This window comes from Aliiglaciecola sp. M165, assembly GCF_007197995.1.
Classification (GTDB): Bacteria; Pseudomonadota; Gammaproteobacteria; order Enterobacterales; family Alteromonadaceae; genus Aliiglaciecola.
The window spans coordinates 47380-62472 of sequence record NZ_VKKH01000001.1 but is presented as its reverse complement, the minus strand read 5'-3'; the positions used below and the strand labels follow the sequence as shown (position 1 = coordinate 62472).

Annotated in this window: 14 protein-coding genes; 9 read left to right on the top strand and 5 right to left on the bottom strand. The window is 42.8% G+C overall.

From position 1 onward, the window contains the following. The first annotated feature begins 46 nt into the window (after nt 1–46). The 5 genes from FM019_RS00270 (at nt 47) to FM019_RS00250 (ending at nt 5584) form a co-directional block, all read left to right on the top strand. Nucleotides 47–325: a hypothetical protein gene (locus FM019_RS00270; protein ID WP_143833889.1), complete on the top strand. Its 279-nt coding sequence runs from the start codon at nt 47–49 to the stop codon at nt 323–325. 697 nt (nt 326–1022) lie between these two features. After that, complete coding sequence (locus FM019_RS00265) at nt 1023–2750, top strand: polysaccharide lyase family 7 protein (RefSeq protein ID WP_143833888.1); 1728 nt, start codon at nt 1023–1025, stop codon at nt 2748–2750. Nucleotides 2751–2928: 178 nt separating this feature from the next. Continuing rightward, nucleotides 2929–3741, top strand: a complete 813-nt coding sequence (locus FM019_RS00260; RefSeq protein WP_143833887.1) for a LytTR family DNA-binding domain-containing protein — start codon at nt 2929–2931, stop codon at nt 3739–3741. 100 nt (nt 3742–3841) lie between these two features. Continuing rightward, nucleotides 3842–4927: a twin-arginine translocation signal domain-containing protein gene (locus FM019_RS00255; RefSeq protein ID WP_143833886.1), complete on the top strand. Its 1086-nt coding sequence runs from the start codon at nt 3842–3844 to the stop codon at nt 4925–4927. A 150-nt stretch (nt 4928–5077) separates the two neighbouring features. Beyond that, nucleotides 5078–5584 carry a DUF3087 domain-containing protein gene (locus tag FM019_RS00250; protein ID WP_143833885.1) on the top strand — a complete coding sequence of 169 codons (507 nt, stop codon included), beginning with the start codon at nt 5078–5080 and terminating at the stop codon, nt 5582–5584. A gap of 59 nt (nt 5585–5643) precedes the next feature. On the opposite strand, the gene FM019_RS00245 is transcribed toward FM019_RS00250, so the two are convergent. Both FM019_RS00245 and FM019_RS00240 read right to left on the bottom strand, forming a co-directional pair. Continuing rightward, nucleotides 5644–6222: a hypothetical protein gene (locus FM019_RS00245; RefSeq protein ID WP_143833884.1), complete on the bottom strand. Its 579-nt coding sequence runs from the start codon at nt 6220–6222 to the stop codon at nt 5644–5646. Between the two features lie 295 nt (nt 6223–6517). Further along, a complete protein-coding gene (locus tag FM019_RS00240; RefSeq protein ID WP_143833883.1) occupies nt 6518–7042 on the bottom strand; it encodes a helix-turn-helix domain-containing protein in 525 nt (174 codons plus the stop codon). 144 nt (nt 7043–7186) lie between these two features. Between FM019_RS00240 and FM019_RS00235 the strand changes: the two genes are divergently transcribed. Continuing rightward, a complete protein-coding gene (locus tag FM019_RS00235) occupies nt 7187–7516 on the top strand; it encodes a hypothetical protein (protein ID WP_143833882.1) in 330 nt (109 codons plus the stop codon). 97 nt (nt 7517–7613) lie between these two features. On the opposite strand, the gene FM019_RS00230 is transcribed toward FM019_RS00235, so the two are convergent. Next, nucleotides 7614–8639: a metal-dependent hydrolase gene (locus FM019_RS00230; protein ID WP_143833881.1), complete on the bottom strand. Its 1026-nt coding sequence runs from the start codon at nt 8637–8639 to the stop codon at nt 7614–7616. A gap of 193 nt (nt 8640–8832) precedes the next feature. On the opposite strand from FM019_RS00230, the gene FM019_RS00225 reads away from it, so the two are divergent. After that, nucleotides 8833–10449, top strand: coding sequence for an alpha-amylase family glycosyl hydrolase (locus FM019_RS00225; RefSeq protein WP_185969124.1), 1617 nt, complete (start codon nt 8833–8835; stop codon nt 10447–10449). A 183-nt stretch (nt 10450–10632) separates the two neighbouring features. Further along, nucleotides 10633–11385 (top strand): glutathione S-transferase family protein, encoded by a 753-nt coding sequence (locus tag FM019_RS00220; protein WP_143833879.1) that lies wholly within the window; start codon nt 10633–10635, stop codon nt 11383–11385. A 14-nt stretch (nt 11386–11399) separates the two neighbouring features. Here FM019_RS00220 and FM019_RS00215 read toward each other — a convergent pair whose 3' ends face one another. Further along, a complete protein-coding gene (locus FM019_RS00215) occupies nt 11400–12278 on the bottom strand; it encodes a LysR family transcriptional regulator (RefSeq protein ID WP_143833878.1) in 879 nt (292 codons plus the stop codon). A gap of 117 nt (nt 12279–12395) precedes the next feature. Between FM019_RS00215 and FM019_RS00210 the strand changes: the two genes are divergently transcribed. Then, nucleotides 12396–13148 carry a hypothetical protein gene (locus tag FM019_RS00210; protein WP_143833877.1) on the top strand — a complete coding sequence of 251 codons (753 nt, stop codon included), beginning with the start codon at nt 12396–12398 and terminating at the stop codon, nt 13146–13148. Between the two features lie 30 nt (nt 13149–13178). Here the strand turns inward: FM019_RS00210 and FM019_RS00205 are convergent, their stop codons facing one another. Then, entirely contained in the window at nt 13179–14927 is a 1749-nt protein-coding gene (locus FM019_RS00205) for a glycoside hydrolase family 9 protein (protein WP_143833876.1), read from the bottom strand. Between the last annotated feature and the right edge of the window lie 166 nt (nt 14928–15093).

Genomic DNA, 15093 nt, shown 5'->3' with positions numbered 1-15093 from the left:
ATCAGGAGCCACCATCGTGTGGCTCCTATTACCCTGAGAGAATACGATGAAACTTCAATTAATTCTGATCTTGTGTGCAACGCTTTTAGGTTGCGCTGCACAAGATGCTGATACCACCGCATCAAACTCTTGTGAGGGAATGCAATGTATGTCAGATGAAGAGAAAAAACGTGCTGGCTACCAGTGTAAAGCAATCACCGTGACAGGATCGCGTTTGCCCGTTAAGCAATGCACGACAGCCAGCCAACGAGAAGAGGCGCGAAAGGCTGCTAAGCAGATGGTTGATAAAATGCAGCAGCAGGGACAAGGTCGTGAAGTGCAATAAAACATCAGGTTGCCTCCGGGAAATACCTCTTAAGTACTAAACGAAGCTGCTAATCATGGAACGCCACAGACTTGGTTTCTGTCAACTAGACCTGCATGCAGTTTATTTTTCCTCTCCTCACCGAAAAGGCAAATGTGCGAGCACTGCAGTCAATATCTATTTTTTGCATAACAGAATTTGCTCGCCTCTTTTCACAAATTATTTTACTTATTCTGATTGAACTTTAAGTGCATATCGAAGAAACCTTCTCTTTTTTGTAATGTGTTAATAAAAATATCCACCTAACTGCTACAACAGTATCTCAAATTTTAAGTGAATCCAATCACGTCACACGTCACATTACTCCTACAAATCATTAAATTGGTTAACCAAAATGGTTGCAAGAAAGTAAGTTCGAGTAATCTAATTGACTTGCTTGGTAATCCAAAAAGTATTTGTAAATGTTACCAAAATGTGTAAATTGTTTTAGCCGATTGTTAATTTAGGTAAAAATAATTGGCTTTAGTTGAGTTGTTTCGCTCATAAAAAGGTGTTGGATTTGAGAGTAACTCAAGGATCAGCGAATGGTGGAAATGTTTGGGTTTAAATTGGTTAACCAAAATTCTTGATCTGTGAGGTTGTTTCAAAGTGTCTTTGACTTGCGTATCGATTCAAAAAATAGAAATCACACACACATAGATTGAACGTTAGGAATTTTATGAAAAATATCAAATATTGGAGCGCATTAGCCGGTATCAGTACATGTTTTCTGGCGGCGTTTTCAGCCAATGCCATTGAGTACAATGTTGTTTCTTCGAGTGACTATGGGAATTCTCATAGCAGTTTCCCACCATCAAAAGCCTTTGATGGCAGTACAGCCTGGTCGTCGCGTTGGGCGGCCAACAATAGTTTGAGTAGCAATGGTACTTCGAACTTGATTGCTGATCTAGGTAGCGCTAAAGCTATTACTGAGGTTGGTATTGCATGGGGAGTTGGCGACAGCAGGGCACATCGATTTGAAATACGGACACGTCCAAATAGCACTGATAGCACCTGGACCAAAATCTACAGCGGTTGGAGTTCTGGAAACACCAATAATATCGAAACCTATGATGTCACTGACATCAACGCGCAACAAGTGCGGATAAAGGTATTCGAAAATGATGCGGGTTCCTCATGGACAAACATTACAGAAGTGAAAATTTATGGCGGAAGCTCTGGTGTAGCAGTTCCTGGTCGCATAGAGGCCGAAGACTTTGACCGCTATTACGACACAAGCAACGGGAATGTTGGAGGCGTTTATAGAACAAGCGAAGACGTTGATATTCAGCCGTGTGGAGACAGTAATTGTGGTTACAACGTTGGCTGGACCGCCGCAGGGGAATGGCTGGAATATGACATCAACGTCGCGACAGCAGGTAACTACGAGGCTAAAGTTCGTTTAGCCACACCTGATTCAGGGAAACGCTTTTCGCTCTTGGTTGATGGCAATAATGTGACTGGAAATGTCACTGTTGATAACACTACAAACTGGCAACTCTATTACACCGAAACTGTTTCATTGGGGAACTTGAGTGCCGGGAGCCATACATTACGATTCTATGTTGTTGACGGCAGAATAAACATCAATTGGATTGATATCCAATCTGCTGGAGGCGGAAACTTAGACCCTAGCTTACCGCCATCGGGCAACTTCGATTTGAGCCAGTGGAAAATCACCTTACCTACCAGCAAAAACGACTACTTTGGCAGTGGCGGCTCAGCCGCAGCCGAAATTCAGCCGGACCAATGCTCCAATAGCTTGTATACGGGCAATGGACTAGACGAGGGGTTCGAAGACTCCGATTACTTTTATACTGGCTCAGATGGTGCAATGGTGTTTGTAACGCCTTTAACTGGTGGTGCAGTGACAACTAACACCAGCTACGTGCGTTCCGAGCTACGCGAGCTTTATAATTGGAGTCCTTGTGAATCAGATGGCATGGCAAACTGGGCTCCAAGCGGGAAACACGTTTTGAAGGGCACCCTCAGAGTGACCGATTATGAAGCCAGTGATCCGCAAACTGTGGTGGGCCAGATCCATGCAAAAGAATCCTCTTATGCCCTAGTGAAGTTGCAGTGGGACGGCCCCAACAAAGACGTGCGAGCGATCATCAATAAAAGCGCCAGCAGTGGAGGCTCTTTCAGCTTAGATTTTGGGCTCATTCCTGGAACGGATGAGTGGAGCTACATTATTGAACTTGAGGATGATACGGTCACCATCTCTGTTACCTTGGGCAACCAGACTGAAACACGTTCTGTTCGGTTTGGCGAAGGCGGCATGAGCACTGATTGGCTGAATCATGTTTATTACTTCAAAGCTGGGAATTACGCTCAGGCTGACAAAGATTCAGGTGGCAACTTTGAAGTTCGCTTTACTGAGTTAAGTGCGACGCACAGTAATTAATTCTACAGAGTAATATCCACATCGCTGCACGAAGTCATTCATTTGAATTTTGATCTCGTGCAGCTCTTATTTTGTTTATACACTCATCGCAAAACCCTTTAAATCTATCGAAAAGCAATTTTTTAGTGAGCATTTATATTTTAAGCTGACTATATCCATCACGTTGTGACGAATTGTTTTGATTACTAAACGTTTTAATGGGCTTGCTATTCAACCTGAATCTCGAAAAATACTTTTTCTGGTGTTGACGAGCTGGCTACTTCTCAGTTTGAGCCAAACCGTGCATTTCTATTTTTATTTTGAACAGTCATTGTGGAATTCGGTCCGCTGGAGTTTTCGTGATTGGCTGGTTTGGTTCGCGATTTTTGCCGTCATTTACATGTTTTTTCGAAAGCAGAAATTGCTGAGGCAGTTTTCAGCAAAAAGTTTAGTTGTCGTTGCTTTGATAGCAATAGGCAGCGGTGTTTTACAAACTTTATTGATTGTTAGTATAGATTTTATTGCGGGCACAGCATCAAGACCGTTCTGGCAGGACTTCGCACATTTTTACAGTAAACGTTGGTTGCAATATTTGTTTATTTTTATCATTTTTTGGTTGTTGATGCTCAATCACTTTTTCCTAAAATCCACGTCAAGAGATGAATCTGTGAAAGCGGCTGGTTCAAATGACAAGCTGAAAATAAACGATGGTAAAAAGACTTACTGGGTAAATACCGATGAGATTTATTCCATTGAATCAGCGGGTAATTATCTGTGTTACCACACCAGGCAAGGGCAGCTTATTTCGCGGGGAGCCTTGAAAACGGTGTTTTCAGAGTTAGCCCCCCGTGGATTTCTGAGGGTCAGCCGGTCACACATTGTTAATCGAAGCTTCATTACATCTAGCAAAAGGTTGACGAGGAGCAAGGTGGAACTCGTCCTCAATAACGGCAGTACTATTCCTATTGGAAGCACTTATTGGCAGGCAATAAAAAAACAACTTATCTTGTGAGCTGTATTAGTACCAAAATTGACAGTGTTTATCCCAAACGACTTTTCCCTTCAGTGTATTCCCTTCTATCGTCGTTAAAAAAGTAAACGGTGGAAACACGATGGATAGACGACAATTTATAAAGACCAGTGGCGTATTGGGGGCAATGGCCACAGTGCCGAGCTTTGCACATCCGAAACCGGGAAAAGTACTTGTGCTGGGAGGAACCCGATATTTTGGTCCAGTTCTGGTTGAAGAGCTGTTGCGGCAGGGGTACGACGTGACGCTTTTCAATCGAGGAAAGACCAATCCTCATTTGTTTCCTGAGCTCACCAAAATAAGAGGTGATCGAGAGACATTGGATGGCCGAGGGTTGTCAGCGCTCCAAGCATCAAAGACGGAGTGGGACTGGGTAGTTGACACCTGGCAAGGCTCATCGAAGTGCGTGATAGACACAGCCCATTTATTAGTCCAGCGCACAGCTCAATATCAATACGTTTCAACTGTGTCGGTTTATGACAAGTGGGACAAGATTGGGATAACCGAAACCGAACCATTGAACCCACTTCCGGCTGACGTCGAAGCACTTATTACAGAAAACCGCTATGCGCTACGCAAAACCTTTGCAGAACAAGCATTGCAAGAGATACTGCCAAAAAACAGTGCATTTTTCCGTTCCCATGGCATGCGCGGTTATCCCACAACTGCACCCAGACATGAGCCATACTGGCAAGTGAAGGTGATGCGAGGTGGTGATCTAGTGCTACCAAGTGATATAGATTATTATCAGATTACAGACATGGTTAGCTTGGCGCGCTTTATGATCACCTGTGGACAAACCCAGACTATGGGGCCGTTTAATGTCTGTTACCCGCCGATTTTGTTTCGAGATTTCATCCAAAACATTGTTGAGCAAACCAATAGCAAAGTGACATTACACTGGATCCCACAAGCCTTTCTACTTGCCAATGATGTTAAATTGATGCGCGAAAGGCCTGCGGGAAGATATCGATTTAAAGTCGACAAAGCAATGCAGTCGGGCCTGACAAATCGTTCACAGTCTGTTCTTTTGGCCGATCAACTTCAAGGATATTTAGATCGAAATCCAAAGGACGATTTTGTTTTTGGTCAGCCCAATACGGCAACGATATCTTCGCAGCGAGAACAGGAGATCATCCGCCTTTGGGAAAAGCAGCGTTCGAGTTGAGAACCGGTGAATCTCAACACTAGTTTGAGATGCTTTGGAGAACGTGTTCCAGGATTTATACCGCCTTGTCATACGATTAATCAATAGCATTTATTATCGTTAGAAAATACGGGTACAATTGCGCTTATTAACATTTTCTAATTAGGTTTTATGCAGCTCATCGAAATTGATAAAGCGCGTTATCGTCGTCACCTAAACCGCGTTATCGCAATTTGCATTCTTGGCTTGGCGGTCGGAAGCTTAACGATATCACAAATGCTCATTGCATTATTTCCGGATGATAGCGGCAGCCATTTCCACTGGAATCTACTTGGCGTGATTGTGACTTGTGTGCTGATTGGCTGGCAACTAAATAGGCTTCGAACCCATGAGTTTATGACCGAAGTAGTCTATGTTTGGGATCTCAAACAAGCGCTAAATAAGATAAACCGCAAAATGGAAAAGCTAAAAGCTGGAGGGTGGAAAGGCGATATTGAAGCACTGAATGCGATTCAATTTAGCTATTCTGGTTTTCGACAATTATGGCAACTAGACGATAACACCATTACCATGGATGAACTGGTCGTTCACCAAGCTGAGCTCGACAGTATTGCTAAACAATTCAATGTGGTTTTGCGAGCTGAAGACTATGATAACAAAGTGTTAGAGCGGTATTAACCTCGTCTGTTGTTTAACTTTGACGGGCTTTTTGATGCTCATTTGAGGAGTAAATCACTTCATTTATCTGTTCGGTTTACGGTGTCAATAAAACCTACCTTTTTTAGTCCCGTCGTTGGGTCCAATTCACCATTACGAATATGCCAAATATATTGGTCTTTGCCATTATACCTAATGGTCGCTTCATTACTTTTTACGATGCCTTCTTGGGTCCAAAAGTGATTAGAGATTTCTAACGTGTGACCGTCGTCAGAGGGAGTGATTATGTATAAATTTTGTCTTGGGTAGCTGCTCGTAAGGCCAAGCATTTCGTATCGCTTATCCATCGAGTTGTAACCTAAAATAAAGTAATAAGAACGTTCTTTACCACTGTTTGAAATACCCTTGGATTCGCATTGAATATATTGATTTTCCAACACCAGAATGCAAGTTCGAGTACCACGCTCCCAATACTGACCATTCACTTGAGCGTCTTCAAACGTCCATTCACCCAATAACCAGCTAAGCTTTTCCATGGGCATCTTTTGTTCTTTAGCCTCAGATGAAAACGCAACAACGGTCAATAGAACGGTTAATAGAGTGCCCAAAAATAACAAGCAAATTTGCGCAGATTTTTGTGCTAGCGTTGATGGGTACATCGGATAATCCTCGATAAGTAAGATATCAAGATTAGCCGTTGATAAGCTATGCGCTCAATCCATCAACGTTGAATCGTATATTTTAAGCGTTGAAAAACACTCAGTGCAATGGTCTGCGTTTTTCATTGAAAGCCGCACTGAGCTGTTTAACTAGATGCCATAGCTGTGCACCGTTGAACAAGCTTGCGCTTTTAATTGTTTCACTTCTGCAAACAATCGCGATAGGGAATATGTTTAAAACTGACTGCCAGTTAGTCGACCAAACATATTGCTCTGATAGTCGACGTAATAGAAATTATTTCTTTAGTGCAAAGGCATTGGCGTAGAGTTTTTTATCTTGTTCACTGATGTCACCATCGTCTATCTTCTTTTTTAAACCCGGTCCCATGCTTAGGGCTAAGTTATGCGGCGTCAATTTCTCTCCACAACAAGAACACGTCAGAGCGGGCTGTGCGTTGTGACCACAGTCTTTGTGAACATATTCTACAGGAGGGCCATTTTCGTCTGATAACCATTTGTCTCCCCACTGCCCAATAACAATCATTACCGCATATAAGTCTGTGCCTTTTTCGGTCAGACGATAATCATATCGCTTGTATTTTTCATCGTAGAGGTGTTTGAACACAACGCCTTCTTCGATCAAGCGATTCAATCTGTCAGTCAATCGATGTTTGGTGATCCCAAGCGTTTGTTGAATGTCTGAGAACTTATAAACCCTGACAAACAATAACCTCAACACCAACAGCGTCCACTTGTCACCAAAGATAGACGTGGCGCGGGCTACAGAACATGTCTGGTGGCTGGAATCTTGCCATTTCATCGTTTACCTCACAATCTCAATTAAATTTTTTTATCAGTATTACTTGACAGGTTCCATTTTGCAACTCTATATTAATACACAGGTTCCAAAATGGAACTTGTTATGGGGAGAGAGGCCCGACTTTTTTATTTTGAGGAGAGACATATGAACATGGCAAAATACTTATTCATCGCGTTAACTATAAATTTATCTGCCGTAACAGCGTCAATGGCTGAGGACAGAGCAACTAAATCAGAATTGCGAGCAATGGCTGTTGAAGCTTGCCATATAGCCGCAGAAGAAAAATATGGAGATGGCTCAGTGATTGACGCTGATGAATCAGCGAAGGTGCAACGTGATGCAAGTAGAGTAAAATGGCACAGAAGTCTAAAAGGCATGGTTGTAAACATGAAAATCAAGCCTGATTCAAAACGCAAAGCTAGCTATACCTGCTTAGTGAAGACGGATAGAACGATCACCTTCTTTAAGGCATGAGTTGAAATGCGCTAAAAATGAATAGCCATAGTATTGAGTGACCCAGCTTCATGCTGGGCCTTTTTATCCGATTTCAAATCAGAATTCAGGTGAGAATTTATTCCGCCCTTGCTGTGGGTGAGAGCGAAACGTTGGCATCCCAAATTCGATCCCATAATTTTCCGGCTTGCCTTAAGTCTGGTTGGTTTTCAAATTGCTCGTTGTCTGAGGTGACTATCTTTGTACCATTGACTTTACCGACTTCAAAGCTAAACACATAGCTGCCTTCAATCCCCATGCGCAAATCAGAAAGCACTACGCTGTCGTCGACTATATTGACGGAATAAAGCCCTTTGGTAAACCATTTTAATCGTTGCACACTCCACTCTTCAGTGATGTTTTCCAAAAGCTCTGGGGACGTTGGATAGGTATCAATACTCACTTGCGATGGGGAGTCAAATACTGACGTAAAAATTTCATAATATTTGTCATCATTAACCACTACAGCTCGCCAAAGCAAGGTAGTGAAGGGGGCGGGTGTGCTTTCGTACACACCTTTTTCCAGTCCATTGTCTTTTAAAGCGACATCAATTTTATTATCAATATGCCACTTTGCGATTAGGCTCCAAACTATATAGATGGAGCTCAATGTTAGTGCCATAGTATTGATGCGGTGCAGTCGCTGGTGGCTAACTTTGGGCCATAGAAAAGCGAATAGCCCGACTAACAAAGGCAAGGTATATAGTGGGTCGATGATAAATAAATTGGATATCCCAAAGGGGTATTCTGTTAGGGGCCAAAGTAACTGGGTACCGTAAACGGTGAAACTATCTAAAAGTGCATGGGTAGATAATGTCAAAAACACTAACCAAAACCAGCCTACCTTATGGATCTTCGTCGCGGGATGCAGCTTAATCAGCAACCAAGCAATCAATGGACTTATCAGTAGTTGAACTAAAAATGAATGACTAAAACTGCGGTGATAAGTGAAATCTTCTACCGGTCCGCCAAACGATACAAAAACGTCTAAATCGGGCAAGGTACCAAGTATAGCGCCATATAAGGCTGCCTTTTTGCCAACTTTATTGCCCAAGACTGCATAGCCTACGGCACTACCCAATGCGATTTGGGTGATTGAATCCATATTTTTACTACCTTTTTGACCGCCTAGGAAGCCTAGGGTCCATTGAAAAACAACTAATATTTCATAGTACGGTTTGTTCTGTGTTTTGTTCAATATAATCGGATAATAGAACGTGTTTGGAATACTGGCACATTTTTCTTTATTCTATTGCCAATTTTTACAAATGTTATCCCTATAAATCAGGAGTGATAGTGTGCCTATTGTTACTGCAGCCGAGCCATGGTGGAAAGGCGCGTGTCTTTATCAAATTTACCCGCGAAGTTTCAACGATTCATCAGGCAACGGTATTGGTGATCTAAACGGCATATTAGAGAAACTCGACTATATTGCTGATTTGGGCGTAGACGGGATTTGGATAAGCCCATTTTTTCTATCTCCAATGAAAGATTTTGGTTATGACGTATCTGACCATACAGCAGTAGATCCGTTGTTCGGTGATTTAAATGATTTTAAAAATCTTGTCAGCGCCTGCCATCAACGAAACTTAAAAGTCATTATTGATCAGGTCTACTCGCATACCTCTGATCAACATGAGTGGTTTAAACAAAGCCGCTTATCCAAAGACAACCCCTACAGTGATTGGTATATTTGGGCTGACGCAAAAGCTGATGGTTCAGCGCCGTCGAACTGGCAGTCAGTATTTAGTGGCCCCGCCTGGACTTGGGACAATCGACGCAAGCAATATTACCTGCACAACTTCTTAACCAACCAACCGGATCTGAATCTTCATAACCCCGATGTACAAGAGGCTATCTTTGATGTCGCTAAATTTTGGTTGGAATTAGGCGTGGATGGTTTCCGCCTAGATGCAATCAATTATGGTATGCACAACATCGAGTTATTCGACAATCCGCCAAACCCCTTGGCAGACAAATTGACTGCGCGTCCCTATACCATGCAGCAGCAGTCGAACAATATGTCTCATCAAGACATGCCGATGTTTTTAGAAAAATTTCGTCAGGTTCTTGAACAATTTGATGAGGTTTTTACGGTGGCTGAGGTTGGAGGTAATGAACCCACCGCGGTGATGAAATCCTATATCAGTGCCAACAATAAACTGAGTACGGCCTACAGTTTCGACTTCTTAACCATGCAAAACGTCAGTGGTTTAAATTTGCAGAAAATATTGCAACCTTGGGACACAAAAGATGACGAGCATTGGCCATCATGGGCCTTTTCAAATCATGACGTACCAAGGGTATTAAGTCGTTGGTCAAATGGACAAGAATCTCCTATTAAAGCCAAACTATTTCAGACTCTATTAATTAGTCTGCGTGGAAACATCTTTTTATACCAATGCGAGGAGTTAGGCATGAGGCAAGCTTCCTTGCCGTTCCATCTTTTACAAGACCCTGAAGGTATTGCTAACTGGCCAGACAGTATGGGACGCGATGGCGCAAGAACACCGATGCCTTGGGATCACGCAAAACCAAATTTTGATTTTACCAATACTGTTCCATGGTTACCGGCAGATTTTGCATCTGCATCTGCAGCTGATTCTGTTTCTGCTCAGGTAGACGATGAATATTCCGTATTAAACTACACCAAGGCGCTTATTCGTTTGCGTAAGCAAAGCTCTGCACTTAAGTACGGCGAATTTCATTTTATTGAATGCGCAACAGATGTGGTGATCATCAAGCGCATCTATCGCCAAGAAGAATTGCTATGTGTGTTTAATTTTTCAGCTCAGGAACAAGCGGTTAATCCCTTACTGTTCGAAAAATCTGCTCAATTGATTTCTAATTTCCCTGATATTACCTTTTATCAATCCGTACCGGGAAATTATGCTGGGATTTTTATTTGTCAGTAAACTTGTGCGAGGAAAATTTCAAATCACTGCCTTTTGATTGGTGTTCCTTTGATATACGAGGAGCTCGCGAGCATATTCGCAAAACCCATAAAAAACTATCAACAAGGTCAATACTCTAAAACGAAATCTTTCTGTAATTTAGTCGTTCAAATAAAGCTAGATAGATATGTTGCTGGGCACTAAATGAAAAAAATCATTTTGTATGGTTACGCTACTAGTCCGTTTGTGATGAAAGTAGGCTGTTTTCTTAAATACAAACAGCTTAATTTTGAGCACGTTCCGGTTAATCCTCTTTCACTAAAACAAATCAAGTTTACCGGGCAACGCCAAGTACCGGTTTTGACCATTGGAGACGAGTGGCGTAAGGACTCTAGTCCATTGGGGATTTGGCTAGATGAGCAATTCCCAGAACGTTCAATTGTTCCCGAGCAGCACACAGATCCCATACTAAAAATCGATGCCTGGGTGAGCAATCAGCTCATTCCAGCTCGATTTCGTGCTGCAGTAGAGTGGGAAAACGCCTTAGATTCCATTCGCAATGGTTGGATTTTATCGTCTGCTGTAAATGCTGGAACACCCATTCCAGGATGGGTTAGAGTTTTATGGCCGTTCTTTGTGCGTAAAGCAAAATTCATCGTTGAAATGGTAAACGAATTAAACCGTGCTGAGTCTATGCAGGACATGAAGCTTCGTTTGCGAGATGAATTTCTTGAGCATCTCGGTAACGGACCTTTTCTGGGCGGGTTACAGCAGCCATCCTTAGCTGACTTGTCAGCGTACCCAACGATTGTCTCAGGCCACTTAATGGGGATGAGGGGAAAGTCACCGATGCTCGAGCATCCTGAAATCATTGCTTGGGCCCGAAGGGTGCAAACCTGTTTACCGGAAAATCCACTGTTGGTAGCAGACGAGCTAATCAAACGGCAGCACCTGTAGCGGTGCATTCAACCTTAAATCGGTAATTCACCCTGAATTAAACTTTGCTTTTTGCGCATGGCTTCAGTTAAATAATTCATGACCGCACGAATACGTGGCGAGTCTCGTAGGTCGGGGTGGGTGAGAACCCAAAAATCCATCGTAGGAAAGGGTGACGCCCCAGGTAACCTCATGAGTACGGGGTTCTGATCAGCCATAAAACAAGCCGCTCGCGCCAGCCCCATTCCAGCGCATAGTGCTAGATATCGAGAATGGTAGCCAGTGGTGCGAGTTTTTACCGGTTTATTCGGGAAAGGGCTTTGCTCAATCCATTGGGGATGCTTGGGATCACTTTCACTGCCAATCCATGTAAAGTTATCTTCAGACGTCCCATGGAAATAGTCACGATTGGCGTAGTAACACACCGAATAAGGAAACAACCTTCTGCCAACAAGATGATCTGGAGGATTTTGGGCACTTCTTACCACTACATCCGCTTCTGAACGATCCAAGTTAACAACGGCTTCCGTCGCATCGATGCACAATTCTATATTGGGAAATTCTTGATTAAAGGTGTTAAACGCTTCTGGAAGTATATATTCAGCAATTGGATTTGAAAGCGACAAGGACACCTTACCTGACAGCTCAGTGTCAGTTAACGCCCGTTGTTTGCGTTCAGCGGAAAGGGTTAATACTTCCATTTCTTCAGCGGTTTTGAGCCACTGTTGGCCCAACGATGTTACCTGATAACCTAAAGGAGTTTTCTCAAATAAGTCATTACCCGCTGATTGATTCAACCAGCTGAGCTTTCTAGACACTGTTGAATGATTTACACCTAACGCTTTTGCGGCACCCCTTAAGGACTTTTGCCTAGCAAGCGCAAGTATAAATCGATAATCATCCCAATCTTTCATTGGTGCATTATTGCAACAAAGTGAGTTTAATTAAATCCAATTGTCCGATTTATTTCCTTGTATATTGCAAAAACGCAACAGTAAGTGTCTTGTAACAACTAACTAATGAGGTTTTATATGACGAATAATAGAATATTTGGCATCGCGAAAGTGATGATGTTGCTCGCTTCGAGCTGCATGGCTGTAGGCCAATTCGCACAGGCAAAGTCGTTGGAAGTTGCCTTGCAAAAAGACAATCTGCTGTCGATTATCAACCCAAAAACAAAAAAGACTGAAAGCGCAAAAGAAGGATTAAAAGTTTATTACGAGAAAGCAATTCCCCTGGCTAGATCATTTGGGTATCAAAATCACGGAACTCTACGAGTAACCGAAACGGTAGTGGGCAGCAAACAGCCCGTGGTTTTTGTATTGGCAAGCTGGCCTAGCAATGAAGCGGATCTGACGTTTGAAAGTGATCCCAGATGGCAAGATTACAAAGGGTTACGTAACCAGATTTGGGAAGAACTCAATTTTTATAAAGCGCCCACAATGGATGCCAAAACGCTTACTTTTTCGCAAGACAAGTATTATTCCGTAGCGTTTGCATGGTTGGACGGCCAAAACCCCAACGATTATCGCGCTTACATGGACGGCATTCAAGATGCTGTATCAGAGGCCGGGGGTAAATTCATTCACAGCATGGTGAATCCTCGGCATGTTTCGATGAATGAGGCACTGAAAGGTCCAGATGAAATTACCTTTGTACAATGGGACAGTGAGCAAGGCTTACTCGATTTCCAACAAAGCGAAGGCTTTAAACGCCATGCTCATTTGCTTAAAAACGGTACAAAGCAATTTGAGTTGTACCGTGTTCAGCCGGTAATTAAATAACCATACAATGTGCTGACTGATGGTTACTCATTAGTCAGCATTAATTATGGCAGCAGTAACGTAAACAAAGGGTGCATTCCAGTTGATGGTCACTTCGTTTGTGGAATAACTACACCAGGTGTCAGCATAGTTTCCGGCTGGAAATGCCGAAGGATATTCACATCCATCCTGCCTACCGGAATGTGGCCCTCCCGCGACAAAACCTGGTATCGGAGCAACCACATCGTCAGCATAAGATTGACGATGGTGGATATCCATTGGTGATTTATGTCCAAAACCAGTGACATAGTTGTATCCCGTCGGATTACGGCCAAGCACGTAATCCAATAATCCGCTAGCAGCGGTTCTGTATGCTGTCGCATCTTTAACATATTTAGCGGCTTGTAACAGCACCATAGATTTGTTCATCGCCACCCCGTTACTGCCCCAAACATAGTCTGGAGTCGTCATAGCAACTTGGGCCGGTGAGTCTTTGTGTTGTTCAACAATCGTATCTGCAAAGGCTATAAATTCGACTTTAAGTTGCTGGTACAACTCTGATGGCAGCTGATCTTTCCCGTGATTAAGCAGAGAAATATGGGCAAGCGCCGACGAGTTTGACCAGCTAGGGACATTTAGCGGACTTTTACTTTGTTCAAAACGCCGCAGATACGATTCTTCTTGAGTGAGCAAAAACAACTCCGCGGCCGCCCATTTAAATTCATCGTTTAGAAATTCATCATCATATTGACCTGTTTTGACATCTTCAGGATTCTTATAAGTAACCCCAGGGTTTTGCAATGCCCATTTCCAGGCATCTACTGCCGCAAACTTTGCCTGTTCGGAAAACGCGGTGTATTGAGGAATGTCGCTATATATTTTGCTGGCATAGGCCATGACGGCCGCGAAATTTAATGCCGCACTGGTACTTTTTTTAACCACATAGCGCTGAGCATTTGCATTGTGGGGCATCTTTTTACCTTCAAAGCGTAAGGTCGTTAATTTGTGATAAATGCCTCCGTCATTTGGGTCCTGCATGGTTAACATCCAATCCAGGTTCCATTTTATTTCATCAAGTATATCGGGTATGTCGTTGGAAGATTCTGGGATTTGTCCGAAATGTTGTTGGTAAAACGCCGGAAAATCAGCGTAGGCGCTGAGTAGCGTATAGGTTGAAATTCCACTGTTGACAATATATTTGTTGTAGTCTCCCGCGTCATACCAACCTTTCGGTGAGGAAATGATATACCCTTCGGGTCTTTGTTGTGTGGCTGCAGAAGTATGAACCTTAACATTTGTATCTGGATGCGCAGCTTGCCTTGACCAAGGACCGGCGAATTCAACGGGTAATGCGGCACTCGCTCGATTGAAATAATAAGCTTTTAGGGCAGCGTCATGTATTGGTTTGTACGGATTGGATGTGATCTCAAACGTGATTGAATCATCAATACCGTCTACTCTAATTAAAAAAGTTCCCGATGTATTTAACTCACTGAAATCCGCAATCTGCACATCTAGTCCTGAATCCTGCCAAAGCTTGCTTGGTCCCAGTCGCTTCTTTAAAACGCTTTTATTTTGAGTAATATCAATAACCTCAAAATGTGTCGAATTAACATTTGTGACTAACGCAATTTTGGTTGAACTGGGAGCGTAACCTACTTGGTTCATCATGATTTTGGTACTCTGTTGTACCAAAGGATCTTTAGTAGACAATTTAGGTTCGTTTTGTGTTTGCAGATTCTGTTGACACGCAGCCAAACAGATCGCAGAAATTACCAAGCAGAGTCTAATCATTTTCATTTTTTCAACCGTTAATTGACGTTGATGGACAAAAATCCAGCACTTGATTGCCACTATACCCAAAGATTATCAATAAATAAAAATATTTTGTAAGCGCTTACAGTTTTAATTTTAAGGGAGTTAACTATATGTTTTGGGTGTTTGATGCAGCATTTCCTTGCTAGGC

Bases quoted from the DNA above. Each gene is read 5' to 3' on its own strand.
- FM019_RS00220 (WP_143833879.1), top strand. From the start codon at position 10,633: ATGAAAAAAATCATTTTGTATGGTTACGCTACTAGTCCGTTTGTGATG.
- FM019_RS00250 (WP_143833885.1), top strand. From the start codon at position 5,078: ATGCAGCTCATCGAAATTGATAAAGCGCGTTATCGTCGTCACCTAAAC.
- FM019_RS00265 (WP_143833888.1), top strand. From the start codon at position 1,023: ATGAAAAATATCAAATATTGGAGCGCATTAGCCGGTATCAGTACATGT.
- FM019_RS00235 (WP_143833882.1), top strand. From the start codon at position 7,187: ATGAACATGGCAAAATACTTATTCATCGCGTTAACTATAAATTTATCT.
- FM019_RS00270 (WP_143833889.1), top strand. From the start codon at position 47: ATGAAACTTCAATTAATTCTGATCTTGTGTGCAACGCTTTTAGGTTGC.
- FM019_RS00215 (WP_143833878.1), bottom strand. From the start codon at position 12,278: ATGAAAGATTGGGATGATTATCGATTTATACTTGCGCTTGCTAGGCAA.
- FM019_RS00210 (WP_143833877.1), top strand. From the start codon at position 12,396: ATGACGAATAATAGAATATTTGGCATCGCGAAAGTGATGATGTTGCTC.
- FM019_RS00230 (WP_143833881.1), bottom strand. From the start codon at position 8,639: ATGGATTCAATCACCCAAATCGCATTGGGTAGTGCCGTAGGCTATGCA.
- FM019_RS00255 (WP_143833886.1), top strand. From the start codon at position 3,842: ATGGATAGACGACAATTTATAAAGACCAGTGGCGTATTGGGGGCAATG.
- FM019_RS00245 (WP_143833884.1), bottom strand. From the start codon at position 6,222: ATGTACCCATCAACGCTAGCACAAAAATCTGCGCAAATTTGCTTGTTA.
- FM019_RS00205 (WP_143833876.1), bottom strand. From the start codon at position 14,927: ATGAAAATGATTAGACTCTGCTTGGTAATTTCTGCGATCTGTTTGGCT.
- FM019_RS00240 (WP_143833883.1), bottom strand. From the start codon at position 7,042: ATGAAATGGCAAGATTCCAGCCACCAGACATGTTCTGTAGCCCGCGCC.